At 71.2% G+C, this 25,777-nt stretch carries 23 protein-coding genes; 21 read left to right on the top strand and 2 right to left on the bottom strand.

Annotated features, from left to right (window positions below; all coding sequences use genetic code 11):
* Positions 1-45: 45 nt before the first annotated feature.
* Both efp and nusB read left to right on the top strand, forming a co-directional pair.
* Entirely contained in the window at positions 46-612 is a 567-nt protein-coding gene (gene efp / locus B6R96_RS28800) for an elongation factor P (RefSeq protein WP_030008757.1), read from the top strand.
* Positions 613-615: 3 nt separating this feature from the next.
* The gene (nusB, locus tag B6R96_RS28805) at positions 616-1,050 is read left to right on the top strand and encodes a transcription antitermination factor NusB (RefSeq protein WP_030387216.1); all 435 of its coding nucleotides are present in this window, start codon (positions 616-618) and stop codon (positions 1,048-1,050) included.
* Positions 1,051-1,216: 166 nt separating this feature from the next.
* On the opposite strand, the gene bldD is transcribed toward nusB, so the two are convergent.
* Positions 1,217-1,717, bottom strand: coding sequence for a transcriptional regulator BldD (bldD, locus tag B6R96_RS28810; protein ID WP_030008755.1), 501 nt, complete (start codon positions 1,715-1,717; stop codon positions 1,217-1,219).
* 296 nt (positions 1,718-2,013) lie between these two features.
* On the opposite strand from bldD, the gene pyrR reads away from it, so the two are divergent.
* From pyrR to B6R96_RS28880, 14 genes are all read left to right on the top strand, one after another.
* Entirely contained in the window at positions 2,014-2,589 is a 576-nt protein-coding gene (pyrR, locus tag B6R96_RS28815) for a bifunctional pyr operon transcriptional regulator/uracil phosphoribosyltransferase PyrR (RefSeq protein ID WP_030387217.1), read from the top strand.
* A 107-nt stretch (positions 2,590-2,696) separates the two neighbouring features.
* Entirely contained in the window at positions 2,697-3,692 is a 996-nt protein-coding gene (locus B6R96_RS28820) for an aspartate carbamoyltransferase catalytic subunit (protein ID WP_030387218.1), read from the top strand.
* Between the two features lie 2 nt (positions 3,693-3,694).
* On the top strand, positions 3,695-4,981 hold the full coding sequence (locus B6R96_RS28825; protein ID WP_081524039.1) for a dihydroorotase: 1,287 nt from the start codon (positions 3,695-3,697) through the stop codon (positions 4,979-4,981).
* Positions 4,978-5,568: a PH-like domain-containing protein gene (locus tag B6R96_RS28830; protein WP_081524040.1), complete on the top strand. Its 591-nt coding sequence runs from the start codon at positions 4,978-4,980 to the stop codon at positions 5,566-5,568. Before B6R96_RS28825 ends, B6R96_RS28830 begins: the two co-directional genes overlap by 4 nt.
* Complete coding sequence (carA, locus tag B6R96_RS28835; protein ID WP_030387221.1) at positions 5,565-6,728, top strand: glutamine-hydrolyzing carbamoyl-phosphate synthase small subunit; 1,164 nt, start codon at positions 5,565-5,567, stop codon at positions 6,726-6,728. Before B6R96_RS28830 ends, carA begins: the two co-directional genes overlap by 4 nt.
* Positions 6,721-10,029, top strand: coding sequence for a carbamoyl-phosphate synthase large subunit (carB, locus tag B6R96_RS28840; RefSeq protein WP_030387222.1), 3,309 nt, complete (start codon positions 6,721-6,723; stop codon positions 10,027-10,029). Before carA ends, carB begins: the two co-directional genes overlap by 8 nt.
* Before the next feature lie 90 nt (positions 10,030-10,119).
* Entirely contained in the window at positions 10,120-11,229 is a 1,110-nt protein-coding gene (locus B6R96_RS28845) for a quinone-dependent dihydroorotate dehydrogenase (protein WP_081524041.1), read from the top strand.
* Positions 11,226-12,065, top strand: coding sequence for an orotidine-5'-phosphate decarboxylase (pyrF, locus tag B6R96_RS28850; RefSeq protein WP_261341250.1), 840 nt, complete (start codon positions 11,226-11,228; stop codon positions 12,063-12,065). The genes B6R96_RS28845 and pyrF overlap by 4 nt, the downstream gene beginning before the upstream one ends.
* Positions 12,066-12,369: 304 nt before the next feature.
* Positions 12,370-12,693: an integration host factor gene (locus B6R96_RS28855; protein WP_030008746.1), complete on the top strand. Its 324-nt coding sequence runs from the start codon at positions 12,370-12,372 to the stop codon at positions 12,691-12,693.
* Positions 12,694-12,754: 61 nt separating this feature from the next.
* A complete protein-coding gene (gene gmk / locus B6R96_RS28860; RefSeq protein ID WP_030387225.1) occupies positions 12,755-13,318 on the top strand; it encodes a guanylate kinase in 564 nt (187 codons plus the stop codon).
* 73 nt (positions 13,319-13,391) lie between these two features.
* Complete coding sequence (gene rpoZ / locus B6R96_RS28865) at positions 13,392-13,664, top strand: DNA-directed RNA polymerase subunit omega (protein WP_004948662.1); 273 nt, start codon at positions 13,392-13,394, stop codon at positions 13,662-13,664.
* A 157-nt stretch (positions 13,665-13,821) separates the two neighbouring features.
* On the top strand, positions 13,822-15,024 hold the full coding sequence (gene coaBC / locus B6R96_RS28870) for a bifunctional phosphopantothenoylcysteine decarboxylase/phosphopantothenate--cysteine ligase CoaBC (protein ID WP_081524043.1): 1,203 nt from the start codon (positions 13,822-13,824) through the stop codon (positions 15,022-15,024).
* A 212-nt stretch (positions 15,025-15,236) separates the two neighbouring features.
* On the top strand, positions 15,237-16,445 hold the full coding sequence (gene metK / locus B6R96_RS28875; RefSeq protein WP_081524044.1) for a methionine adenosyltransferase: 1,209 nt from the start codon (positions 15,237-15,239) through the stop codon (positions 16,443-16,445).
* A gap of 239 nt (positions 16,446-16,684) precedes the next feature.
* Positions 16,685-18,784, top strand: a complete 2,100-nt coding sequence (locus tag B6R96_RS28880) for a primosomal protein N' (RefSeq protein WP_081524045.1) — start codon at positions 16,685-16,687, stop codon at positions 18,782-18,784.
* A 127-nt stretch (positions 18,785-18,911) separates the two neighbouring features.
* Here the strand turns inward: B6R96_RS28880 and B6R96_RS28885 are convergent, their stop codons facing one another.
* Positions 18,912-19,463 carry a hypothetical protein gene (locus tag B6R96_RS28885; RefSeq protein WP_081524046.1) on the bottom strand — a complete coding sequence of 184 codons (552 nt, stop codon included), beginning with the start codon at positions 19,461-19,463 and terminating at the stop codon, positions 18,912-18,914.
* 251 nt (positions 19,464-19,714) lie between these two features.
* Here B6R96_RS28885 and fmt point away from each other — a divergent pair, with 251 nt between their 5' ends.
* The 5 genes from fmt to B6R96_RS28910 all read left to right on the top strand — a co-directional run bounded on the left by fmt (position 19,715) and on the right by B6R96_RS28910 (position 25,754).
* Complete coding sequence (fmt, locus tag B6R96_RS28890; RefSeq protein ID WP_030387229.1) at positions 19,715-20,659, top strand: methionyl-tRNA formyltransferase; 945 nt, start codon at positions 19,715-19,717, stop codon at positions 20,657-20,659.
* Between the two features lie 151 nt (positions 20,660-20,810).
* A complete protein-coding gene (locus B6R96_RS28895) occupies positions 20,811-22,286 on the top strand; it encodes an RsmB/NOP family class I SAM-dependent RNA methyltransferase (RefSeq protein ID WP_052873974.1) in 1,476 nt (491 codons plus the stop codon).
* Positions 22,287-22,544: 258 nt separating this feature from the next.
* Entirely contained in the window at positions 22,545-22,943 is a 399-nt protein-coding gene (locus tag B6R96_RS28900; protein ID WP_237291542.1) for a hypothetical protein, read from the top strand.
* Positions 22,944-22,950: 7 nt separating this feature from the next.
* On the top strand, positions 22,951-24,786 hold the full coding sequence (locus tag B6R96_RS28905; protein ID WP_081524048.1) for an alpha/beta hydrolase: 1,836 nt from the start codon (positions 22,951-22,953) through the stop codon (positions 24,784-24,786).
* On the top strand, positions 24,783-25,754 hold the full coding sequence (locus B6R96_RS28910) for a hypothetical protein (protein ID WP_203351672.1): 972 nt from the start codon (positions 24,783-24,785) through the stop codon (positions 25,752-25,754). Before B6R96_RS28905 ends, B6R96_RS28910 begins: the two co-directional genes overlap by 4 nt.
* Positions 25,755-25,777 lie beyond the last annotated feature (23 nt).

The raw sequence follows: 25,777 nt of genomic DNA on the forward strand, positions 1-25,777 counted from the left end.
CGGTGCGCGCACCCGTGGTCTTCCAGTGCAGGAGATTCCGCAACCGTGGCTTCCACGAACGACCTCAAGAACGGCATGGTGCTCAAGCTCGACGGTGACCAGCTCTGGTCCGTCGTCGAGTTCCAGCACGTCAAGCCCGGCAAGGGCCCGGCCTTCGTGCGCACCAAGCTCAAGCACGTGCTCTCCGGCAAGGTCGTCGACAAGACGTTCAACGCCGGCACGAAGGTCGAGACGGCCACCATCGACCGCCGTGACATGCAGTTCTCGTACATGGACGGCGAGTACTTCGTCTTCATGGACATGACCACCTTCGACCAGCTGATGGTCGACAAGAAGGCTGTCGGCGACGCCGCCAACTTCCTGATCGAGGGCTTCACCGCCTCCGTCGCCCAGCACGAGGGCGAGGTGCTCTACGTGGAGCTCCCGGCCGCGGTCGAGCTCAAGATCGAGCACACCGACCCGGGCGTCCAGGGCGACCGCTCCACCGGTGGCACCAAGCCCGCCACCCTGGAGACGGGCTACGAGATCCAGGTCCCGCTCTTCGTCACCACCGGCGAGACGGTCAAGGTCGACACCCGCACCAGCGACTACCTCGGCCGGAAGAGCAACTAACCCGTGGCTGCTCGGAGCAATGCGCGCAAGCGCGCCTTCCAGATCCTTTTCGAGGCCGACCAGCGCGGGGTGCCCGTACGCGAGGTGCTCGCGGACTGGATCCGTCACGCGCGGTCGGACGACCGGCAGCCGCCGGTCAGCGCCTTCACGATGGATCTCGTCGAGGGTTACGCCGACAAGGTGAACCGCATCGACGACCTGATCGTCACCTACGCCGTGGACTGGGACCTCGACCGCATGCCGGTCGCTGACCGGAACATCGTGCGGCTCGGTGCCTACGAGCTGATCTGGGTGGACGACACCCCGGACGCCGTGGCCATCGACGAGGCCGTCCAGCTGGCCAAGGAGTTCTCGACGGACGAGTCCCCCTCGTTCGTGAACGGGCTGCTGGCCCGTTTCAAGGACCTGAAGCCGAGCCTGCGGCGCAGCGAGAGCTGACCGCACGGCCCAGCGCCGGCACCGCCCTACGGAAGGGCCCGCAACGCGTACCGTTGCGGGCCCTTCCGTATGCCGGTGCCGGGGAACGAAAAACCGGTGGGCGCCGGACCCCCGCAAGGGCCCGGCGCCCACCGGTAAACGTTTCTGCTGGTCCGGAGCCCGGAACTCAGAGTTCCTCGTGCGCCACCGCGCGACGGGCGTCCGCGTCCAGCACGCCCCAGCTGATCAGCTGCTCGGTCAGGACCGAGGGGGACTGGTCGTAGATGACGGCCAGGGTGCGCAGGTCGTCCTGGCGGATCGACAGCACCTTGCCGTTGTAGTCGCCGCGCTGGCTCTGGATCGTCGCCGCGTAGCGCTGCAGCGGGCCGGCCTTCTCGGCGGGGACGCCCGCCAGGCGCTCCAGGTCGAGACGCAGCTTCGGCGGCGGCTCGGCCGCCCCGCCGGGAGTCGTGCCCGGCAGCAGTTCCTGAACCGGAACCCCGTAGAAGTCCGCCAGCTCGGCGAGACGCTGGACGGTCACGGCGCGGTCCCCGCGCTCGTAGGAACCGACCACGACGGCCTTCCACCGGCCCTGGGACTTCTCCTCGACACCGTGGAGGGAAAGGCCCTGCTGGGTGCGGATGGCGCGGAGCTTGGCCCCGAGCTGTTTGGCGTATTCGCTGGACATAACGCTCCCGGACGCTGTGACGCTGTGGCTGATGGACACTGCGACTACGTAACTAGGTAACTACGTGCGGCTCCGCCGCGCGGCTGGTAACTCACTGTGAGGTTACGCAGCGTTACTTGGATGCGTCAAGCCGAATGGTCTTGGTCGCCCCCCCGGGGGGTCACTCCCGGCAGCCGCATGAGAGCCGTTCCGTACCGACCCGGTCCGAGCCACCGGACTCTCCCTGGTACCGTGTGAGACGTACATCAGACGTCCTTTAAGGTCCGTCCCGTGAGGCGGAGAAGGAGGTCCTTTTCATGGACACCCAGCAGCACACCGATTCCATGCGCCCCGTGCTCGACGCGCAGGACATCGCGCGGGTCCTGACCCGCATCGCCCACGAGATCGTCGAACGCGCCAAGGGCGCCGACGACGTGGTGCTCCTCGGCATTCCCACCCGCGGTGTCTACCTCGCCCGCCGGCTGGCCGCCAAGCTCGAAGAGATCACCGGTACGAAGATCCCGGTCGGCTCCCTCGACATCACCATGTACCGCGACGACCTGCGGATGAAGCCCGCCCGCGCGATCGGTCGCACCGAGATCCCCGGCGACGACCTCGACGGCCGCCTCGTCGTCCTCGTCGACGACGTGCTCTTCTCCGGCCGCACCATCCGCGCCGCCCTCGACGCCCTCGGTGACCTCGGCCGCCCCCGCGCCGTGCAGCTCGCCGTCCTCGTCGACCGGGGCCACCGAGAGCTGCCCATCCGCGCCGACTACGTCGGCAAGAACCTCCCCACGTCGCTGCGGGAGACCGTCAAGGTCCAGCTCCAGGAGGAGGACGGCCGTGACGCCGTGCTGCTCGGCCAGCGGACCACCCAGGCAGCAGGTCAGTAGACCTTCCGGGTGACGGGCCCCGATCGGGCCCGCGCCGCGGCCTGCCCTGCCCGCTCGCACCTCCGCCCGTCAGTCCGCCTGCCCTCCCGACCTACGGAGCCATCCAGATGAAGCGCCACCTCATCTCGGCCGCCGATCTCACGCGCGACGACGCCGTCCTGATCCTCGACACCGCCGAGGAGATGGCCCGCGTCGCGGACCGGCCGATCAAGAAGCTGCCCACCCTGCGCGGCCTCACCGTCGTCAACCTCTTCTTCGAGGACTCGACCCGCACCCGGATCTCCTTCGAGGCGGCCGCCAAGCGCCTCTCGGCCGACGTCATCAACTTCTCCGCGAAGGGTTCGTCCGTTTCCAAGGGCGAATCCCTGAAGGACACCGCGCTGACCCTGGAGGCCATGGGCGCCGACGCGGTCGTCATCCGCCACCACGCCTCCGGCGCCCCCTACCGGCTCGCGACCTCCGGCTGGATCGACTCCGCCGTGGTCAACGCCGGCGACGGCACCCACGAGCACCCCACCCAGGCCCTGCTGGACGCCTTCACCATGCGCCGCCGCCTGGTCGGCCGCGACGCGGGCCTCGGCAAGGACCTGAACGGCCGCCGGATCACCATCGTCGGCGACGTCCTGCACAGCCGCGTGGCACGCTCCAACGTCCACCTGCTGCACACCCTCGGCGCCGAGGTCACCCTGGTGGCCCCGCCCACGCTCGTCCCGATCGGCGTCGAGACCTGGCCGTGCGAGGTCTCGTACAGCCTCGACGACGTGCTGCCGAAGTCCGATGCGGTGATGATGCTGCGTGTGCAGCGCGAACGCATGAACGCCGCCTTCTTCCCGACCGAGCGCGAGTACTCCCGCCGGTACGGGCTCGACGGCGACCGCATGGCGAAGATGCCCGAGCACGCCATCGTGATGCACCCCGGCCCGATGAACCGCGGCATGGAGATCACCGCCCAGGTCGCCGACTCCGACCGCTGCACGGCCGTCGAGCAGGTCGCCAACGGCGTCTCCACCCGGATGGCCGTCCTGTACCTGCTGCTCGGAGGCTCCGAGCCCGCCGTCAGCACCACTCCCGCCGCCCCCGCCCGTACCGAGGAGAGCAAGTAACCATGAGCAAGATCCTTATCCGTGGCGCGAAGGTACTCGGCGGCGATGCGCAGGACGTCCTGATCGACGGCGAGACCATCGCGGAGGTCGGCACCGGCCTGTCCGCCGAGGGCGCGACCGTCATCGAGGCCGAGGGCCGGATCCTCCTCCCCGGCCTCGTCGACCTGCACACCCACCTGCGCGAGCCCGGCCGCGAGGACTCCGAGACCGTCCTCACCGGCACCCGCGCCGCCGCCTCCGGCGGCTACACCGCGGTGTTCGCCATGGCGAACACCTTCCCGGTCGCCGACACCGCCGGCGTCGTCGAGCAGGTCTGGCGCCTGGGCAAGGAATCCGGCTACTGCGACGTGCAGCCCATCGGCGCCGTCACCGTCGGCCTGGAGGGCAAGCAGCTCTCCGAGCTCGGCGCCATGCACGAGTCCGCCGCCCACGTCACCGTCTTCTCCGACGACGGCAAGTGCGTGGACGACGCCGTGATCATGCGCCGCGCCCTGGAGTACGTGAAGGCCTTCGGCGGCGTCGTCGCCCAGCACGCCCAGGAGCCCCGCCTCACCGAGGGCGCCCAGATGAACGAGGGCGTCGTCTCCGCGGAACTCGGTCTCGGCGGCTGGCCGGCCGTCGCCGAGGAGTCGATCATCGCCCGCGACGTCCTGCTCGCCGAGCACGTCGGTTCCCGCGTCCACATCTGCCACCTCTCCACCGCCGGCTCCGTCGAGATCGTCCGCTGGGCCAAGTCCCGCGGCATCGACGTCACCGCCGAGGTCACCCCGCACCACCTCCTCCTCACCGAGGAGCTCGTGCGCTCCTACAACGCGGTCTACAAGGTCAACCCGCCGCTGCGCACCGAGCGCGACGTGCTGGCCCTGCGCGAGGCGCTCGCCGACGGCACGATCGACATCGTCGCCACCGACCACGCCCCGCACCCGCACGAGGACAAGGACTGCGAGTGGGCCGCCGCCGCCATGGGCATGGTCGGCCTGGAGACCGCGCTCTCCGTCGTCCAGCAGACGATGGTGGAGACCGGACTGCTCGACTGGGCGGGCGTCGCCGAGCGGATGTCCTTCGCCCCGGCGCGCATCGGCAGCCTGGAGAACCACGGCCGTCCCGTCTCGGCAGGTGAACCCGCGAACCTGACCTTGGTCGATACCTCGTACCGTGGTGTCGTGGACCCCGCACATTTCGCCTCCCGCAGCCGCAACACGCCTTACGAGGGCCGTGAGCTGCCGGGGCGCGTCACTCACACCTTCCTGCGGGGCCGGGCAACGGTCGTGGACGGGAAACTGGCGTGACACCTGCAGTAATCCAACTGGCCGCCGAGGCCGCCGAACGACAGTCGGCGGAGGTGACCAGCCTGGGCGCCCGCATCGCGTGGGTGATCGGCCTGGTCGTCTTCATCGTGTTCGTGTACTGGCTGATGCGGCAGGGCTGGAAATGGCGCGGCGCTCTGCAGAGCGATCTGCCGGAGCTGCCCGCCGCCCCCGACGGTCTCCCCGAGCACCGGCTGGCCCTGACCGGCCGGTACCACGGCTCCACCACCGCCGGGCAGTGGCTCGACCGGATCGTCGCCCACGGTCTGGGCGTCCGCAGCCGGGTCGAGCTCACGCTCACCGACGCGGGCCTGGACGTGGTCCGACCGGGGGCCACCGACTTCTTCGTACCGGCCGACCGACTGCGCGGCGCCCGCCTCGACAAGGGAATCGCGGGCAAGGTACTCACCGAGGGCGGACTGCTCGTCGTCACCTGGGCGCACGGCGACAAGCTGATCGACTCCGGATTCCGCTCCGACCGCGCGGCCGAACACGCCGCCTGGGTCGAGAGCATCAGCACGCTGACAACACAGAACTCATCCATCACGACGGAAGGCGCCGAACGATGACGACCTCCACCAGGGGAGCAGCCAAAGCTCCCGCCGTACTCGTCCTGGAGGACGGTCGGATCTTCCGCGGCCGCGCCTACGGCGCTGTGGGGGAGACCTTCGGCGAGGCCGTGTTCTCCACCGGCATGACCGGCTACCAGGAGACCCTCACCGACCCGTCGTACCACCGGCAGGTCGTCGTGATGACCGCCCCGCACGTGGGCAACACCGGCGTCAACGACGAGGACCCCGAATCCTCCCGTATCTGGGTGGCCGGCTACGTCGTCCGCGACCCCGCCCGCGTCCCCTCCAACTGGCGCTCGCGGCGCTCGCTGGACGAGGAGCTCGTCAAGCAGGGCGTCGTCGGGATCTCCGGCATCGACACCCGCGCCCTGACCCGCCACCTGCGCGAGCGCGGCGCCATGCGCGTCGGCATCTTCTCCGGCGAGGCCTGGGTCGGCATCCGCGACGAGGCCCTGCTCGCCAAGGTCCAGTCGCAGCCGCAGATGAAGGGCGCGAACCTCTCCGCCGAGGTCGCCACCAAGGAGGCGTACGTCGTCCCCGCGATCGGCGAGAAGCGCTTCACCGTCGCCGCCGTCGACCTCGGCATCAAGGGCATGACCCCGCACCGGATGGCCGAGCGCGGCATCGAGGTCCACGTGCTGCCCGCCACCGCCACCGTCGAGGACGTGTACGCGGTCGAGCCCGACGGCGTGTTCTTCTCCAACGGCCCGGGCGACCCGGCCACCGCCGACCACGCGGTCTCCGTCATGCAGGGCGTGCTCGCCCGCAAGACCCCGCTCTTCGGCATCTGCTTCGGCAACCAGATCCTGGGCCGCGCGCTCGGCTTCGGCACCTACAAGCTGAAGTACGGCCACCGCGGCATCAACCAGCCGGTCCAGGACCGCACCACCGGCAAGGTCGAGATCACCGCGCACAACCACGGCTTCGCCGTCGACGCGCCCCTCGACAAGGTCTCCGAGACCGCCTACGGCCGCGCCGAGGTCTCCCACGTCTGCCTGAACGACAACGTCGTCGAAGGCCTCCAGCTGCTCGACCAGCCGGCCTTCAGCGTCCAGTACCACCCCGAGGCGGCCGCGGGCCCGCACGACGCCGCGTACCTCTTCGACCGCTTCACGTCTTTGATGGAAACCGCCCTGATGGAGGCCGAGCGTGCCTAAGCGCACCGATATCCAGTCCGTCCTGGTCATCGGCTCCGGCCCGATCGTCATCGGACAGGCCGCCGAGTTCGACTACTCCGGCACCCAGGCCTGCCGCATCCTCAAGGCCGAGGGCCTGCGGGTCATCCTGGTCAACTCCAACCCCGCGACGATCATGACCGACCCGGAGATCGCCGACGCCACGTACGTCGAGCCGATCACCCCCGAGTTCGTCGAGAAGATCATCGCGAAGGAGCGCCCCGACGCGCTGCTCCCGACCCTCGGCGGCCAGACCGCGCTCAACACCGCCATCTCCATGCACGAGCAGGGTGTGCTGGAGAAGTACGGCGTCGAGCTCATCGGCGCCAACGTCGAGGCCATCAACAAGGGCGAGGACCGCGACCTCTTCAAGGGCGTCGTCGAGGCCGTCAAGGCCAAGATCGGATACGGCGAGTCCGCCCGCTCGGTCATCTGCCACTCCATGGACGACGTCATCAAGGGCGTCGAGACCCTCGGCGGCTACCCCGTCGTCGTGCGCCCCTCCTTCACCATGGGCGGCGCCGGCTCCGGCTTCGCCCACGACGAGGACGAGCTGCGCCGCATCGCCGGCCAGGGCCTCACGCTCTCCCCGACCACCGAGGTGCTCCTTGAGGAGTCCATCCTCGGCTGGAAGGAGTACGAGCTGGAGCTGATGCGCGACACCAAGGACAACGTGGTCGTCGTCTGCTCCATCGAGAACTTCGACCCGATGGGCGTCCACACCGGCGACTCCATCACCGTCGCCCCGGCGATGACGCTGACCGACCGCGAGTACCAGCGGCTGCGCGACATCGGCATCGCGATCATCCGCGAGGTCGGCGTCGACACCGGCGGCTGCAACATCCAGTTCGCGATCGACCCGGTCGACGGCCGCGTCATCGTCATCGAGATGAACCCGCGCGTCTCCCGCTCCTCGGCGCTCGCGTCGAAGGCCACCGGCTTCCCGATCGCCAAGATCGCCGCCAAGCTGGCCATCGGCTACACGCTCGACGAGGTCCCCAACGACATCACCGAGAAGACCCCGGCCTCCTTCGAGCCGTCCCTCGACTACGTCGTCGTCAAGGCCCCGCGCTTCGCCTTCGAGAAGTTCCCGCTGGCCGACGCCACCCTCACCACCACCATGAAGTCGGTCGGCGAGGCCATGGCCATCGGCCGCAACTTCACCGAGGCCCTCCAGAAGGCCCTGCGCTCGCTGGAGAAGAAGGGCTCGCAGTTCACCTTCGTCGGCCCCACCGGCGACAAGGACGAGCTGCTCGCCACCGCGGTCCGCCCGACCGACGGCCGCATCAACACCGTCATGCAGGCCATCCGCGCCGGCGCCACCCAGGAGGAGGTCTTCGAGTTCACGAAGATCGACCCCTGGTTCGTCGACCAGCTCTTCCTCATCAAGGAGATCGCGGACGAGCTCGCCGCCGCCGAGAAGCTCCAGCCCGAGCTGCTCGCCGAGGCCAAGCGCCACGGCTTCTCCGACACCCAGATCGCCGAGATCCGCGGCCTGCGCGAGGACGTCGTCCGCGAGGTCCGGCACGCGCTGGGCGTCCGCCCGGTCTACAAGACGGTCGACACCTGCGCCGCCGAGTTCGCCGCGAAGACCCCGTACTTCTACTCCTCGTACGACGAGGAGTCCGAGGTCGCGCCCCGCACCAAGCCCGCGGTGATCATCCTGGGCTCCGGCCCGAACCGCATCGGCCAGGGCATCGAGTTCGACTACTCCTGCGTCCACGCCTCCTTCGCCCTGAGCGACGCCGGCTACGAGACCGTGATGGTCAACTGCAACCCGGAGACCGTCTCCACGGACTACGACACCTCCGACCGCCTGTACTTCGAGCCGCTCACGCTCGAGGACGTGCTGGAGATCGTCCACGCCGAGTCGCTGGCCGGCCCCATCGCCGGTGTCGTCGTCCAGCTCGGCGGCCAGACCCCGCTGGGCCTCGCCCAGGCCCTCAAGGACAACGGCGTCCCCGTCGTCGGCACCTCCCCGGAGGCCATCCACGCCGCCGAGGACCGCGGCGCCTTCGGCCAGGTCCTCGCCGAGGCCGGCCTGCCGGCCCCCAAGCACGGCACCGCCACCACCTTCGCCGGTGCGAAGGCGATCGCCGACGAGATCGGCTACCCGGTCCTGGTGCGCCCGTCCTACGTGCTCGGCGGCCGCGGCATGGAGATCGTCTACGACGAGGCCCGCCTCGAGTCGTACATCGCCGAGTCCACCGAGATCTCGCCGACCCGCCCCGTGCTGGTCGACCGCTTCCTCGACGACGCGATCGAGATCGACGTCGACGCGCTCTACGACGGCCACGAGCTCTACCTCGGCGGCGTCATGGAGCACATCGAGGAAGCCGGCATCCACTCCGGCGACTCCGCCTGCGCCCTGCCCCCGATCACCCTCGGCGGCTACGACATCAAGCGCCTGCGCGCCTCCACCGAGGCGATCGCCAAGGGCGTCGGCGTCCGCGGCCTGATCAACATCCAGTTCGCGATGGCCGGGGACATCCTCTACGTCCTGGAGGCCAACCCGCGCGCCTCCCGGACCGTCCCCTTCACCTCGAAGGCCACCGCCGTCCCCCTCGCGAAGGCCGCCGCCCGCATCTCGCTCGGCACCACCATCGCCGAGCTGCGCGCCGAGGGCCTGCTGCCGAAGACCGGCGACGGCGGCACCCTGCCGATCGACGCGCCGATCTCCGTCAAGGAGGCCGTCATGCCGTGGTCGCGCTTCCGCGACATCCACGGCCGCGGCGTGGACACCGTCCTCGGCCCCGAGATGCGCTCCACCGGCGAGGTCATGGGCATCGACGCCGTCTTCGGCACCGCCTACGCCAAGTCGCAGGCCGGCGCCTACGGCCCGCTGCCCACCAAGGGCCGCGCCTTCATCTCCGTCGCCAACCGCGACAAGCGCTCGATGATCTTCCCGGCGCGCGAGCTCGTCGCCCACGGCTTCGAGCTGATGGCCACCTCCGGCACCGCCGAGGTGCTGCGCCGCAACGGCATCAACGCCACCGTGGTGCGCAAGCTCAGCGAGGGTGAGGGCCCGAACGGCGAGAAGACCATCGTCCAGCTGATCCACGACGGCCAGGTCGACCTGATCGTCAACACCCCGTACGGCACCGGCGGCCGCCTCGACGGCTACGAGATCCGTACGGCTGCCGTGGCCCGCAGCGTCCCCTGCCTGACCACGGTCCAGGCGCTCGCCGCCGCCGTCCAGGGCATCGACGCGCTCAACCGCGGCGACGTGGGCGTCCGCTCCCTCCAGGAGCACGCGGAGCACCTGACCGCAGCCCGCGACTGACGCAGGCCGTACAGCCCGGACACGGGGAGGGGGACACCGGTTTCACGACGGGTGTCCCCCTCTTCACGAGCGCAGAGGGATTTTCCGACGATGTACAAAACATTCTTCAACCTGGTCTTCAAGCGGATGGACCCCGAGCAGGCCCACTACCTGGCCTTCCGCTGGATCCGCGGCGCCGCCCGCACCCCCGTGCTGCGCACCTTCGTCGCGGCCGCCCTGGCCCCGCGCCACGAGGAGCTCCGCACCGAGGCCCTCGGCCTGCGCATGCACGGCCCCTTCGGCCTCGCCGCCGGCTTCGACAAGAACGCCGTCGCCATCGACGGCATGTCGATGCTCGGCTTCGACCACATCGAGATCGGCACGGTCACCGCCGAGCCGCAGCCCGGCAACCCGAAGAAGCGGCTCTTCCGCCTCGTGCCGGACCGCGCGCTGATCAACCGCATGGGCTTCAACAACGAGGGCTCGGCGGCCGTGGCGGCCCGCCTGGCAGCCCGTGAGGCGGTCTTCCGGACCGTGGTCGGCGTCAACATCGGCAAGACGAAGGTCGTGCCCGAGGAGGAGGCCGTGGGGGACTACGTGGCCTCCACCGAGCGCCTCGCCCGGCACGCCGACTACCTCGTCGTGAACGTCTCCTCGCCCAACACCCCGGGCCTGCGCAACCTCCAGGCCACCGAGTCGCTGCGCCCGCTGCTGACGGCCGTGCGCGAGGCCGCGGACCGCACGGTGACCGACCGCCGGGTACCGCTGCTGGTCAAGATCGCCCCCGACCTGGCGGACGAGGACGTCGACGCGGTCGCCGACCTGGCCCTGGAGCTCGGCCTCGACGGCATCATCGCGACGAACACCACCATCGCCCGCGAGGGGCTGGGCCTGAAGTCCGACCCCTCGCTGGTGAAGGAGACCGGCGGACTCTCCGGCGCCCCGGTCAAGGAGCGCTCCCTGGAGGTCCTGCGCCGCCTGTACGCCCGGGTGGGGGACCGGCTGGTCCTGGTCGGGGTCGGCGGCATCGAGAACGCCGAGGACGCCTGGCAGCGGATCCTGGCCGGCGCCACGCTGATCCAGGGCTACAGCGCCTTCATCTACGAGGGCCCCTTCTACGCCCGCGCCATCCACAAGGGCCTCGCCGCGCGCCTGGCCACCAGCCCGTACGCGACGCTCGCCGAAGCGGTGGGCGCCGAGACCCGAAAGGCCACCAAGTGACTGTGACCCCGTTCGGCACCCGCCTGCGCGCGGCGATGGACTCCCGGGGCCCGCTGTGCGTGGGCATCGACCCGCACGCCGCCCTGCTGGCGCAGTGGGGCCTCCAGGACGACATCGCGGGCCTGGAGCGGTTCTCCCGTACGGTCGTCGAGGCGCTGGCCGAGTCGGTGGCGGTCTTCAAGCCGCAGGCGGCCTTCTTCGAGCGGTTCGGCTCGAAGGGCGTGGCCGTCCTGGAGAAGACCGTCGCGGACGCCCGGGCGGCCGGGACGCTGGTGGTCATGGACGCGAAGCGCGGCGACATCGGCTCCACCATGGCGGCGTACGCCTCGGCCTTCCTGGACCCGGCCTCGCCGCTGTTCTCGGACGCGCTGACGGTCTCGCCCTACCTGGGCTACGGCTCGCTGAAGCCGGCCGTGGACCTGGCCCGCGCGTCGGGCGCGGGCCTGTTCGTCCTGGCGCTGACCTCGAACCCGGAGGGCGCGGAGGTCCAGCGGGCGGTCCGGGAGGACGGCCGCACGATCGGCGCGACGATGCTGGCGCACCTGGCGGCCGAGAACGCGGACGCCGCCCCCATGGGCTCCTTCGGCGCGGTGGTCGGTGCCACGCTGGGCGACCTGTCCACCTTCGACCTGGACATCAACGGTCCGCTGCTGGCCCCCGGCATCGGCGCGCAGGGCGCGACGGCGGCGGATCTGCCGGGCGTCTTCGGCAAGGCCGTGCGCAACGTCGTCCCGAACGTGTCCCGGGGCGTCCTGAAGCACGGTCCGGACGTGAGCGCCCTGCGCGACTCGGCGCGTCGCTTCGCCGACGAGATCCACGAGGCCGTCTCCGCGTAATTCGGTCGCCCGGGAGGCCCTGCCGCACCTTCGCGGCAGGGCCTCCCGCATTTCTTGGCGAAACTCGAACGCTCTTCATCGGACAAAACCGGGGTATTTTGTCCGTGATGTACGGTTCAGTGGAGGCTGACCAGGACTTTTCGTCCGTTCTCGCTGACTGGAGCGTTGTTGGCCGCTAGTCTCCGACCAGAGTGAACGTGCAGCGAACGAGTTCCATCGCTGTTCGGGAGCTCGCGAGGTGTGTTGCCTTCAGGGTTACCCACCGGTCCGTATCCGACAGTTCGACATCCGAGGTGACGTAGGCGTGGCTCTTCCGCCCCTTACCCCTGAACAGCGCGCAGCCGCGCTCGAAAAGGCCGCCGCGGCTCGCCGGGAGCGGGCCGAGGTGAAGAATCGACTCAAGCACTCCGGCGCCTCGCTCCAAGAGGTCATCAAGACGGGCCAGGAGAACGACGTCATCGGCAAGATGAAGGTCTCCGCCCTGCTGGAGTCCCTGCCTGGCGTGGGCAAGGTGCGCGCCAAGCAGATCATGGAGCGTCTCGGCATCTCCGAGTCCCGGCGTGTCCGAGGTCTCGGTTCCAACCAGATCGCCTCTCTGGAGCGCGAGTTCGGCAGCACCGGCGCCTGAGGCGTCGACTGAAGTTCTCCCGGCGTTCTCAGGCAGTCCCGAGAACCTGGATAATCGCTCTATGGCAGCAGAGGTTCGTCCGCGGCTGACCGTGCTCTCCGGCCCCTCAGGGGTCGGCAAGAGCACGGTCGTCGCGCATATGCGCAAGGTTCACCCCGAGGTATGGCTCTCGGTGTCGGCCACCACCCGCAAGCCGCGGCCCGGTGAGCGACACGGAGTCCACTACTTCTTCGTCAATGACGACGAGTTCGACAAGCTGATCGCCAACGGCGAGCTGCTGGAGTGGGCCGAGTTCGCGGGCAACCGCTACGGCACTCCCCGCGGCGCGGTGCTGGAACGCCTGGACAACGGCGAGCCGGTGCTGCTGGAGATCGATCTCCAGGGCGCACGGCTCGTCCGCGAGTCCAAGCCCGACGCCCAGCTGGTCTTCCTGGCACCGCCCAGCTGGGACGAGCTGGTCCGCCGGCTGACCGGCCGGGGCACCGAATCGGCGGAGGTCATCGAGCGCCGGCTCGCCGCCGCACGGATCGAGCTCGCTGCCGAGTCCGAGTTCGACACCACCCTGGTCAACACCTCCGTCGAGGACGTGGCGCGTGAGCTGCTAGCCTTGATGGCAGTTGTCTGATCGTTGATCGATGCTTTTCCGTCGATCGATTCCAGGGCGGCCCCATCTTTCACCCATCTTCGGAAGGTAGAGCGTGTCCTCTTCCATCACTGCGCCCGAGGGCATCATCAACCCGCCGATCGACGAGCTGCTCGAGGCCACGGACTCGAAGTACAGCCTCGTGATCTACGCGGCCAAGCGTGCGCGTCAGATCAACGCGTACTACTCGCAGCTCGGTGAGGGCCTGCTCGAGTACGTCGGCCCGCTGGTGGACACCCACGTCCACGAGAAGCCGCTTTCGATCGCGCTGCGCGAGATCAACGCGGGTCTGCTGACCTCCGAGGCCATCGAGGCCCCGGCCCAGTAAGGCACCAGGATTCCTTTCACCACAGGCCCGGCAGAACATCTGTCGGGCCTGTGGTGTGTCATGGGTGGGTACGGCGCCGATCGGAGCCGAAGGCATCGGGCACGTCGCACACGTCGCACATGTCGCACACGTCGCGCAGTCAAAGGGGTGCACGCGGATGGATAAGCCGAAGGTCGTACTGGGAGTCAGTGGCGGGATCGCCGCCTACAAGGCGTGCGAGCTGCTCCGCCGGCTGACCGAGTCCGGCCACGACGTTCGGGTGGTGCCCACCGCGGCCTCCCTGAACTTCGTGGGGGAGGCCACCTGGTCCGCCCTCTCCGGGAACCCGGCCTCCACCGAGGTGTGGGAATCCGTCCACGAGGTGCCGCACGTGCGCATCGGGCAGTCCGCCGACCTCGTCGTCGTCGCCCCGGCCACCGCCGACCTGCTGGCCAAGGCAGCCCACGGGCTGGCCGACGACCTGCTCACGAACACCCTGCTCACCGCCCGCTGTCCGGTGGTGTTCGCGCCCGCGATGCACACCGAGATGTGGGAGCACCCCGCCACCCGGGAGAACGTGGCCACGCTGCGCCGCCGGGGCGCCCTCGTCATCGAGCCCGCCGTCGGCAGGCTCACCGGCAAGGACACCGGCAAGGGGCGGCTGCCCGACCCGGAGGAGATCTTCGAGGTCTGCCGCCACGTCCTGAGGAGGCAGGGTGCGGCCGAGCCGGACCTTGCCGGGCGGCACGTGGTGATCAGCGCGGGCGGCACGCGCGAGCCCCTGGACCCGGTCCGGTTCCTCGGCAACCGCTCCTCCGGCAAGCAGGGCTACGCCCTCGCCCGCACCGCGGTCGCCCGCGGCGCCCGGGTCACCCTGGTCGCGGCCAACACCGCGCTGGCGGACCCGGCCGGGGTGGACGTCGTACGCGTGGGGACCGCCGTGCAGCTGCGGGAGGCCGTGCTCAAGGCGGCCGCGGACGCCGACGCCGTGGTGATGGCCGCGGCCGTGGCCGACTTCCGGCCCGCCGAGTACGCGGGCGGGAAGATCAAGAAGAAGGACGGCCAGGACCCGGCGCCGGTCGCGCTCGTGCGCAATCCGGACGTTCTCGCGGAGATCTCGGCCGACCGGGCCCGGGTGGGGCAGGTCGTGGTCGGCTTCGCCGCGGAGACCGACGACGTCCTCGAGAACGGCCGGGCCAAGCTCGCGCGCAAGGGGTGTGACCTTCTCGTCGTGAACGAGGTCGGGGAGTCGCGCACCTTTGGTTCCGAGGAGAACGAGGCGATCATCCTCGCCTCCGACGGGTCGGAAACGCCCGTGCCCTACGGTCCGAAGGAAGCGCTGGCCGATGTGATCTGGGACCAGGTCGCCGTCCGGCTGTAGCGCGACGCGCCTGTACCGATTCCCCTTCTCCTGGTCACATCCGTACGTAAGAATGGGAGTGCCGCAGGTCACACGGCTCCCATAAGGCGAGACGGGTGGTCCCGGGAACGGTGGCGACCGATAAACTGCATCCGGAACGTGATCGGGCGCAGCCCCCGATGTGGTTCCGCCAAATGATCAGCCAGCAGCCGCTGCAACCCCCAGGGAGCGTTGTGTCCCGTCGTCTCTTCACCTCGGAGTCCGTCACCGAGGGCCACCCCGACAAGATCGCTGACCAGATCAGCGACACGATTCTCGATGCGCTCCTCTCCGAGGACCCGACCTCGCGCGTCGCCGTGGAGACCCTCATCACCACGGGTCTCGTGCACATCGCGGGCGAGGTGACGACGAAGGCCTACGCGCCGATCGCCCAGCTCGTGCGCGAGAAGATCCTCGAAATCGGCTACGACTCCTCGAAGAAGGGCTTCGACGGCGCCTCCTGCGGCGTTTCGGTGTCCATCGGCGCGCAGTCCCCCGACATCGCGCAGGGCGTCGACACCGCCTACGAGAAGCGCGTCGAGGGCGACGAGGACGAGCTCGACAAGCAGGGCGCCGGCGACCAAGGCCTGATGTTCGGCTACGCCTGCGACGAGACCCCCGAGCTCATGCCGCTGCCGATCCACATCGCGCACCGCCTCTCGCGCCGCCTGTCCGAGGTCCGCAAGAACGGGACCATCCCGTACCTGCGCCCCGACGGCAAGACCCAGGTCACCATCGAGTACGACGGCGACAAGGCCGTCCGCCTCGACACCGTCGTGGTCTCCTCGCAGCACGCCTCGGACATCGACCTGGACTCGCTGCTCGCTCCCGACATCCGCGAGTTCGTCGTCGAGCACGTCCTGGCCCAGCTCGTCGAGGACGGCATCAAGCTGGACACCGACGGCTACCGCCTCCTGGTGAACCCGACCGGCCGCTTCGAGATCGGCGGCCCGATGGGCGACGCCGGCCTCACCGGCCGCAAGATCATCATCGACACCTACGGCGGCATGGCCCGCCACGGTGGCGGCGCCTTCTCCGGCAAGGACCCGTCGAAGGTCGACCGTTCCGCCGCCTACGCCATGCGCTGGGTCGCCAAGAACGTGGTCGCCGCCGGCCTCGCCTCGCGCTGCGAGGTCCAGGTCGCGTACGCCATCGGCAAGGCCGAGCCCGTCGGTCTCTTCGTCGAGACCTTCGGCACCGCCAAGGTGGAGGTCCAGAAGATCGAGGACGCGATCGGCGAGGTCTTCGACCTGCGCCCGGCCGCGATCATCCGCGACCTCGACCTGCTGCGCCCGATCTACGCCCAGACCGCCGCCTACGGCCACTTCGGCCGTGAGCTGCCGGACTTCACCTGGGAGCGCACCGACCGCGTGGACGCGCTGCGCGCGGCCGCCGGCCTGTAGTCACCCGTAGCGAGACGGCCCCGGACCGCCAGGTCCGGGGCCGTATTGCGTTGGTGCGGCCCGTCCCCGTGCGGATAGCCTGGCGCAGCCCTCCCGGTGCGAGGGGTGACGGCTTCATCCGGAGCGGGGTGCGAACCCCGTGTCGAAGGTACGCAGGACCCGCCGCCGCCCGGCCCGATCTCGGGAGGGCCCACGCACCGCACCCGCCGCTGTCGGTGGCATTTGGTAAGAATGCTGATGTGAGCAGCGCGAACGAGTCCCAGCCGGAGCAGCTCGCACTGATCCGGGAGATGGTCGCCGAGGCGAAGGCCAAGGCCCCCAAGGCGAAGCCGCGCACCTGGCGGGGGGCCGCCCTGGCCGAGGAACTGCCCGTCGCCCGGGTCCTCGTGAACAAGGGCGTGCTCCACCTCGACCGGACCTTCGACTACGCCGTGCCCGCCGAGCTCGCCGAGGCCGCCCAGCCCGGCGTCCGGGTCCGTGTCCGCTTCGGCGCCGGCTCCCACCAGGTGCACGGCGGCCGCCGCGAGGGCGGCGGCCTCATCGACGGGTTCATCGTCGAGCGCCGCGCCGAGTCCGACTACAACGGTGCACTGGCCGCCCTGGCCCAGGTGGTCTCGCCCGAGGTGGTCCTCGGCCCCGGCATGCTGGCCCTCGCCCGGGCCGTCGCCGACCGGTACGCGGGCAGTCTCGCCGACGTGCTCCAGCTCGCCATTCCCGCCCGCAGCGCCCGCGCCGAGGCCAAGCCCTCGCCGGAGCCGCTGCCGCCGCCCGCCGCGCCCGAGCCCGGCGGCTGGGAGCGGTACGGCGCCGGCCCCGGCTTCCTGCGCGCCCTCGCCACCGGTGGCGCCCCGCGCGCCGTGTGGACCGCACTGCCCGGCCCCGGCTGGGCCGACGAACTCGCCCGGGCCATGGCCGCCACCCTGGCCTCCGGCCGCGGGGCCCTCGCCGTGCTCCCCGACGGCCGGACCGCCGCCCGCGTCGACGCGGCCCTGACGGCCCTGCTCGGCGAGGGCCGGCACGCCGTGCTCACCGCCGACTCGGGACCCGAGAAGCGCTACCGCGAGTGGCTCGCCGTGCACCGGGGCTCGGTGCGGGCCGTCATCGGCACCCGCGCCGCGATGTTCGCCCCCGTACGGGACCTCGGGCTGGTGGCCGTCTGGGACGACGGCGACTCCAGCCACAGCGACGAGCGCGCCCCCTTCCCGCACGTGCGGGAGGTGCTGGAGCTGCGCGCGGTCAGCGACGGCTGCGGCTTCCTCGCGGGCAGTACGAGCTGCACCGTCGAAGCCGCCCAGCTGGTCGAGTCCGGCTGGGCGCGGCCCCTGGCCGCCGACCGCGAGACGGTACGGGCCTGCGCGCCCCGGATCCGTACCGTCGGGGACGAACTGCTGGCCCGCGACGAGGCGGCCCGGGCCGCCCGGCTGCCGAGCCTGGCGTGGGAGACCGTACGGGAGGGGCTGAAGAGCGGGCCCGTACTCGTGCAGGTGCCGCGGCGGGGCTACGCGCCCCGGCTGGCGTGCGAGCGGTGCCGCACCCCCGCCCGCTGCACGGTCTGCGCGGGGCCCCTGGAGGCCCCCGACGAGCGGGACCTGCGGTGCGGGTGGTGCGGGAGGGACGAGCCGTCCTGGCACTGCGAGGAGTGCGGCTCGTTCCGGCTGCGGGCCCAGGTGGTCGGCGCGCGGCGCACCGCCGAGGAACTGGGGCGGGCCTTCCCGGCCGTGCCCGTACGGACCTCCGGGCGCGACCACGTCCTCGACGAGGTGCCGGACCGGCCGGCGCTGGTGGTGAGCACCCCCGGAGCCGAACCGGTGGCCGCGGGCGCCGGGTACGCGGCCGCCCTGCTGCTCGACGGCTGGGCCATGCTGACCCGCCCCGACCTGCGGGCCGGTGAGGACGCGCTGCGCCGCTGGATCGCGGCCGCCTCGCTGGTCCGGGGGGACGGCCAGGTCGTGGTGGTCGCCGAGCCGACGCTGCGGCCCGTCCAGGCGCTGGTGCGCTGGGACCCGGTGGGCCATGCCGTGCGGGAACTCGCGGAGCGGGCCCAGCTCGGCTTCCCGCCGGTGTCCCGGATGGCGGCGGTGGCCGGACGGGGCGAAGCGGTGGACGCCTTCCTGGCCGGCGCCGGGCTCCCGCCCGACGCGGAGATCCTGGGACCGGTGCCGCTGCCGGGGCGGCGCGGGGAGCCGTCCCCCGGGGAACGGGCCCTGGTCCGGGTCCCGCCGGGCAGCGGGGCCGCCCTCGCGGCGGCCCTGAAGGCGGCGCAGGCCGCCCGGCTGGCACGCGGGGTCCCGGCGGCGGAAGCCGTCCGGGTGCGCATCGACCCACTGGACATCGGCTGACGTCGAAAACCCCCGGTGGGGCGACGTGTGCGGTCGCCCCACCGGGGGTCGGTCCACCTGCTGCGAGCCGGGTGCGGCGGCGCGTCACAAGCCGTCGGGTGTCGGCGTCCCGGCGGCAGGACACCTCTCAGCCGCTGCGCGGACCGGGGAAGGCGGGGGAGCGGGGGGCATCGCCCAGCGTGCGCCCCGGAGCGCCCCCGGCGGCGGCCTGGGCCTCCTCGCGCACCGGCTGCGGCGGCATCGACCGGGCGGCCGGGACGGTGGGCAGCGGTCCCAGGGTCCGGGCGCTCGTGCCCTCGGCCAGCGGCTCCGCGGAGGATTCGGCGGCCTGCGCCCGCCGGGCCCCGTAGCGGCGGTGCACGGCCTGCTTGGTGACACCGAGCGCCGAGCCGACCGCGTCCCACGAGAAACCGAGCGAGCGGTCGAAGTCCACCGCGGCGGTCACCAGCGTCTCGACGCTGTCCCGCAGCTCCTGCGCGAGGCGGACGGTCGGCGCCGGCGCCCGTCCGTAGACGACGAAGCCCGTGGAGGGACCCGATCGGCGCGGGCGGTACACGTTGCCGAGCTGGGCGGTGAGCGTACGCAGGGCATCCACCTGCCGGCGAACCCGCTCGATGTCCCGTACCAGGAGGTGCAGGCTGGCCCGGGCTTGGGCGTCGTGGGTGGCGTGGTCGGCCATGAAGAAGCCTCTCGAACCGGTGCTGAAGGGCGGATCGGGCCGCAGACACCGTTCACACGCGGCCCGTTTTGGTCAATCTCTCTTGACCAACGCGCCACCCGTCGCCCAGGTCACGCTGTGGGGGCGTGTCGGCATATGCGAGGGGCGCGCGCGTATGCGTACGCCCCCTCAACACCACAGGTGGGCGGCCCGACCGACGCCCCATAGACTGGTGCGCTGCTGACAGCCGAGATTAGCGAGGTAGTCCCCCAGTGAAGCTCGTCTTCGCAGGCACCCCCGAGGTCGCCGTACCCGCCCTGGACGCCCTGATCGCCTCCGGGCGGCACGAGGTCGCCGCCGTCATCACCCGGCCCGACGCACCGGCCGGCCGCGGCCGGCGGCTCGTCGCCAGCCCGGTCGCCGAGCGCGCCGAGGAGGCGGGCATCGAGGTGCTCAAGCCCGTCCGGCCCCGCGACCCCGACTTCCAGGCCCGGCTGCGCGAGATCGCCCCCGACTGCTGCCCGGTCGTCGCATACGGGGCCCTGATCCCCAAGAGCGCCCTCGACATCCCGAAGCACGGCTGGGTCAACCTGCACTTCTCGCTGCTGCCGGCCTGGCGCGGAGCCGCCCCCGTCCAGCAGTCGATCATCGCCGGGGACCAGGTCACCGGCGCCTCCACCTTCCGGATCGAGGAGGGCCTGGACACCGGCCCGGTCTACGGCATCCTGACCGAGGAGATCCGGCCGACCGACACCAGCGGCGACCTGCTCACCCGGCTGGCCTTCGCCGGTTCCGGACTGCTCGCCGCCACCATGGACGGCATCGAGGACGGCACCCTGCGCGCCGTCGAACAGCCCCACGACGGGGTCTCCCACGCGCCCAAGATCACCGTGGAGGACGCCCGGATCGACTGGACCGCCCCCGCGATGCGCGCGGACCGCGTGGTGCGCGGCTGCACGCCGGCGCCGGGCGCGTGGACCGTCTTCCGCGGGGAGCGGCTCAAGCTGATCTCGCTGGGCCCGGTGCCCGACCGTACGGACCTGGAGCCGGGCGCGCTGGCCCCCACCAAGAACAACGTGTACGTCGGTACCGGCTCGCACGCCGTGGAGCTGCTGTGGGTGCAGCCGCAGGGCAAGAAGCCGATGCGGGCCGCCGACTGGGCGCGCGGGGTGCGGATCGCTCCCGGCGAGCGGCTCGGCGGAGCCGACGTAGGCTGATCGGTGGGGACGCCCGAGCGGACGTCCCCCCGCACGACGCGCACCACACCCAACACGCGCCCCCCGTGCACCACGCGCAGCACGCGCACCACGTGCAGCACCGCATGACCCGCACCACTCGTAGCACTCGTAACCCCGGAGCACCTTTCACGTGAGCGAACAGCCCCGTCAGCCCCGTCGCAGGCCTGCCCCCGCAGGCGCGGGTGGCAAGCAGGCCAAGCCGTACCGCCGGCCCCAGAAGGACCCCGTCCGGATGCTGGCCTTCGAGGTGCTCCGGGCGGTGGACGAGCGCGACGCCTACGCCAACCTCGTACTGCCGCCGCTGCTCAAGAAGGCCCGCCAGGACGAGAACTTCCAGGCACGCGACGCGGCTCTGGCGACCGAGCTGGTCTACGGGACGCTGCGCCGCCAGGGCACCTACGACGCCGTCATCAAGGCGTGCATCGACCGGCCGCTGCGCGAGGTGGACCCGCCGGTCCTCGACGTGCTCTCGCTCGGCGCCCACCAGCTGCTCGGCACCCGCATCCCCACCCACGCCGCCGTCTCGGCGAGCGTGGAACTGGCCCGCGTGGTGCTCGGGGACGGCCGCGCCAAGTTCGTCAACGCCGTCCTGCGGAAGATCGCCGCGCACGACCTCGACGGCTGGCTGGAGCGCGTCGCCCCGCCCTACGAGGACGACGCCGAGGAACACCTCGCGGTCTACCACTCGCACCCCAGGTGGGTCGTCAGCGCCCTGTGGGACTCGCTGGGCGGCGGGCGCGCGGGCATCGAGGACCTGCTGGAGGCCGACAACGAGCGGCCCGAGGTGACCCTGGTCGCCCGCCCGGGGCGGTCCACGCCGGAGGAGCTGCTGGAGGCGGTCGGCGAGGACTCGGCGCTGCCGGGCCGCTGGTCGCCGTATGCCGTCCGGATGGCCGAGGGCGGTGAACCGGGCGCGCTGGAGGCGGTCCGCGACGGCCGTGCGGGCGTGCAGGACGAGGGAAGCCAGCTGGTGGCCATGGCACTGGCCGCCGCGCCGGTCGAGGGCCGCGACGAGCGGTGGCTCGACGGCTGCGCGGGCCCGGGCGGCAAGGCGGCGCTGCTCGCGGCGCTCGCCGCGCAGCGCGGGGCGTTCCTGCTGGCGTCGGAGAAGCAGCCGCACCGGGCCCGGCTCGTGGAGCGCTCCCTCGCGGGCAACCCGGGGCCGTACCAGGTGATCGCGGCCGACGGCACCCGCCCGGCCTGGCTGCCGGGCTCCTTCGACCGCGTCCTGATGGACGTCCCGTGCTCGGGCCTGGGCGCGCTGCGCCGCCGCCCGGAGTCGCGCTGGCGCCGCCGCCCGGAGGACCTGGAGGGCTTCGCGCCGCTCCAGCGCGGGCTGCTGCGGGAAGCGCTGTCGGCGGTGCGGGTGGGCGGCATCGTGGGCTACGCGACGTGCTCGCCGCACCTGGCGGAGACCCGGGTCGTCGTGGACGACGTCCTGAAGGGCCGCGGCGCGGGCCAGTCCCCGGTGTCCGCGGAACTGATCGACGCGCGGCCCTTCATGTCGGGCGTCCCGGCGCTGGGCGACGGCCCGGACGTCCAGCTGTGGCCCCACCTGCACGGCACGGACGCGATGTACCTGGCCTTGCTGAGGCGCACGGCCTAAGGGCGTGTCCTGTCCTGCCGATCGGGCCGCCCCCATCGGCAGGACACCCCCGGGTCCCTGGAAGCAGCGCCGGTAACGCCCTCAGGCCGGACGGGACTTCGCCGACCCGACCTAGGTACGCGTACTCATGATCCGCGCCCCAGTGCCGTGTAGGTTTCCCGCGAGTGTGATCAACAGGGGTAAACGGGGGCTGCGCGCGTGGCGTGGGACGAGTGGGAACAGATCAAAGCGAGCACGGGCGGCGGGCAGGACGTGGCCATGAGGCTCAACCACGTGCCCACCGATCCCGGCGTCGGCGCCCCGAGCGCCGTGACGGGAGGCCTTCAGTCCAGCAAGAAGGCGTGGACCGCGGCCGGTGAGGGCGTGGGGTCCCTCCGCCAGACCCTCGGCACCGCACTGACCAAGCTCGAGGACGGCCAGAACGGAATCGGCTCGACCGCCGGGTGTCTGAGCGCGGCCGCGCAGAAGGACGTGTACGACTCCTGGAAGAAGTACGCCGCGAGCGTCAGCGAACGGTGCGGCGCGATGCAGGGAATCCTGACCCAGGTGGGCCGCGACATGTTGACGACCGACGAGGGCGTCCAGGCGGAGATGAACCGGCTGAGCGCCACGTACGCGGACACGGACGCCGTCGGCGGCCAGGCCAAGGGTCGGTGACGGTGCGATGGACTACGCCACTCTCAAGGCCTTCAAGCCGTCCGAGTTCGAGGAAGCCGCCGACGGCTACCGCACCTTGGGCAACTCGGCCCAGGCGGCCAAGGAGCACGTCGAGAACGCGGTCGCCACGGGCATGCGCAAGCGGTTGAGCGGCAAGGCGGCGGACGCCGCGCAGCAACAGCTCCAGGCCCTGGCGAAGAACTTCCACTACACGCAGACCGAATGCGGTGTGATCAGTACTGCGCTCAACGGTTTCGCCTACGACATGGCGGCCGCCAAGCGAAAGCTGGAAGCGGCGATCGCGGACGCCCAGGCGGACGGCTGCAAGGTGAACGACGACGGCTCGGTCGCGTTCCCCGCCGGACAGAAGCCGGGCGCCGAGAAGGCCTCGGAGGGCGGGACCGTGACCGGTGGTGCGGGAGGGAACGAGACCTCCGACGCCTTGGAACGCCAGGCGGCGAACATCCACCCCAACCCCAACTACGGCAAGGCGATGGGGTACGCGAACCGCATCGCCGACGCGCTCAAGGAAGCGACGGACGCAGACGCCAAGTGGGAGCCGAAGATCCGGGCGCTCAAGGCCGACGACGACCTGACCGTGTCCGCGAGTGACTGGACCGACGCCACCTCCGACGCGGGAGGCGTGCGCGGGGCGGCCGAGGCGTACCTCGGCACGATCAAGCCGCCGCCGAAGAACGACTGGCCCCAGGACAACGCCAACTGGTGGAACGGCCTCACCGAGGAACAGCGCGAGGCCTACATATCCATGCACCCCGCGAGCATCGGGGGCCTCGACGGCCTCCCCTCCGCCGTGCGCGACGACGCGAACCGCCTCGTCCTCGCGGAGCAGCGCGCCGCCAAGCAGGTGGAGTACGACGCCTGGCTCAAGAAGGAGCCGGAGCACTACAAGCCCTACATCAGCCCCATCACGGGCCGCGAGGTGAAGGGCGCGATGGTCCCTACGGAGGAGTGGAAGGAGTGGGAGGAGAAGAGGAAGGAGATCGAGAACGGCTCCAAGGGCATGGACGACATACAGAAACGATTCGACAGCTACACGGGCGAGAGCAACCGCCCCTATCTCCTCGGCTTCGACGGCAAGGACATGGGGCGCGCCATCGTCTCGATCGGCAACCCGGACACCGCCGACAACGTGGTGACGTACGTGCCCGGGACGTTCGCCGAGTTGAAGTCCATCGACGGCGACATCAACAGGGCCGTACTGCTCCAGGCCGAGGCGGAGCGCCAGGATGCCGCGCACTCGACGGCCTCGATCGTATGGCTCGGTTACGACGCCCCGCAGGGCATCACGACCGATGCGACGGAGACCAAGTGGGCGGACAACGCCAGGGAGCCGCTCGGTAATTTCATCCAGGGGATCGAGGAAGCCAACCACCGCGAGAGCGGCGTGAACCAGACGCTCCTGGGGCACAGCTACGGGTCCCTGGTGGTGGGCGAGGCGATGAGCATGCACGTGGACCTGCCGGTCGACAACGCGATCATGGTGGGCAGTCCGGGCGTGGGAGTGGACCACGCGAAGGACCTGAACATACCGCCGGACCGGGTCTTCGCGGCCACGGCGGACTGGGACCTCATCAACATCGCCCCGCCGCCGGCCGGGCCCTTGGCACCCCTCAACCCGAAGGCTTACATGGAGCTCTTCGACGACCATTCGATCGTCCACGGAACCGACCCGACCAGCGACGACTTCGGGGGCCAGGTCTTCGAGGTCCCCGACGGGAAGCTGCCGCTCACCGACTGGGAACTGATGCCCGCGCACTCCCAGTACTGGGAAGCGACCCCCCTCGGTAGCCTGGGGAAGATCGTTACGGGAGGTCGACCGTGAATCCACGCAAAGCAGTCCCGGCTGCCGCACTGCTGGCCATGATGCTCATGGCGACCGCGTGCGGGGCGCAGGGGGACGGACAGAAAACCGGCGGAACGGCACCGAAGCAGGGCGCGATGAACGAGCAGCAGGCGATCGACCGGGCAGAGGAGATCATCCACCAGGCGGTGGACGGCATGTCCCCCCAGCCGACGCTGGAGCGCATGGGCCACGCGCCCGTCGGCGCCTGCATCGCCAGGGACGACCACGGCCCCGACGATCGTGTGCAGGTCACGGTCATCTACAAACTGACGGGTGTTCCGGGGGCCGAGGCCCAGAACCTCGTGCGGCAGGCACGCGACGCCTGGCTGAAGCAGGGCCACAAGTACAACTCGTCGGGCGAGGTCGACTGGTCCAGCTCCTATCCGTCGGTCTACATGCGCACGGGTCCCGACGACTTCTGGATGGACGCCGTGACCGGTGTCCTGGACCGCGCCAAGGGGGAGGGTCTCGCCTCTCTCAAGGTGACGTCGCCCTGCTTCCTCCCGCCGGGCAAGAGCAAGGCCTCGGGGGCGACCCCGGCCGGTCCTGCCGCGTTCGAGGCTCCGTCGGCCGGCGATCCCGCCACGCGCCGGGCCCTCGCCCACTCCAGCCGGATCTACGACGCGCTGCAGGCAGGATCGGCGCCCACGCAGCCCGGAGAGGGCCTCAGCACGGTCCGGGACGAGTCGGGTGCCTCGGTCCACCACACCTGGTCCACCGGCCCGCTGCCGGAGGAGGAGAGGGCGGCTGCCGTGGTGCGGGCGCAGGTGTACTTCCGGAGCGCGGGATGGAACGTACGTCCGATGCCGACGCGGGAGGGAGTCCCGGCCGTCGTCGCCGGCCACCCCGGGGATCACACGGTCGCCCAGGTCGCGGCCTCGGCCACCGGGGCGGTGCGCGTCGCGGTGACGGCGCCCGCCACCGTTCCGACGGCCGCGGACGCGTGACAGGAGGGGTCGGCCGCTGGTTC

The sequence above is a fragment of the Streptomyces sp. Sge12 genome (genome assembly GCF_002080455.1).
Classification (GTDB): domain Bacteria; phylum Actinomycetota; class Actinomycetes; order Streptomycetales; family Streptomycetaceae; genus Streptomyces.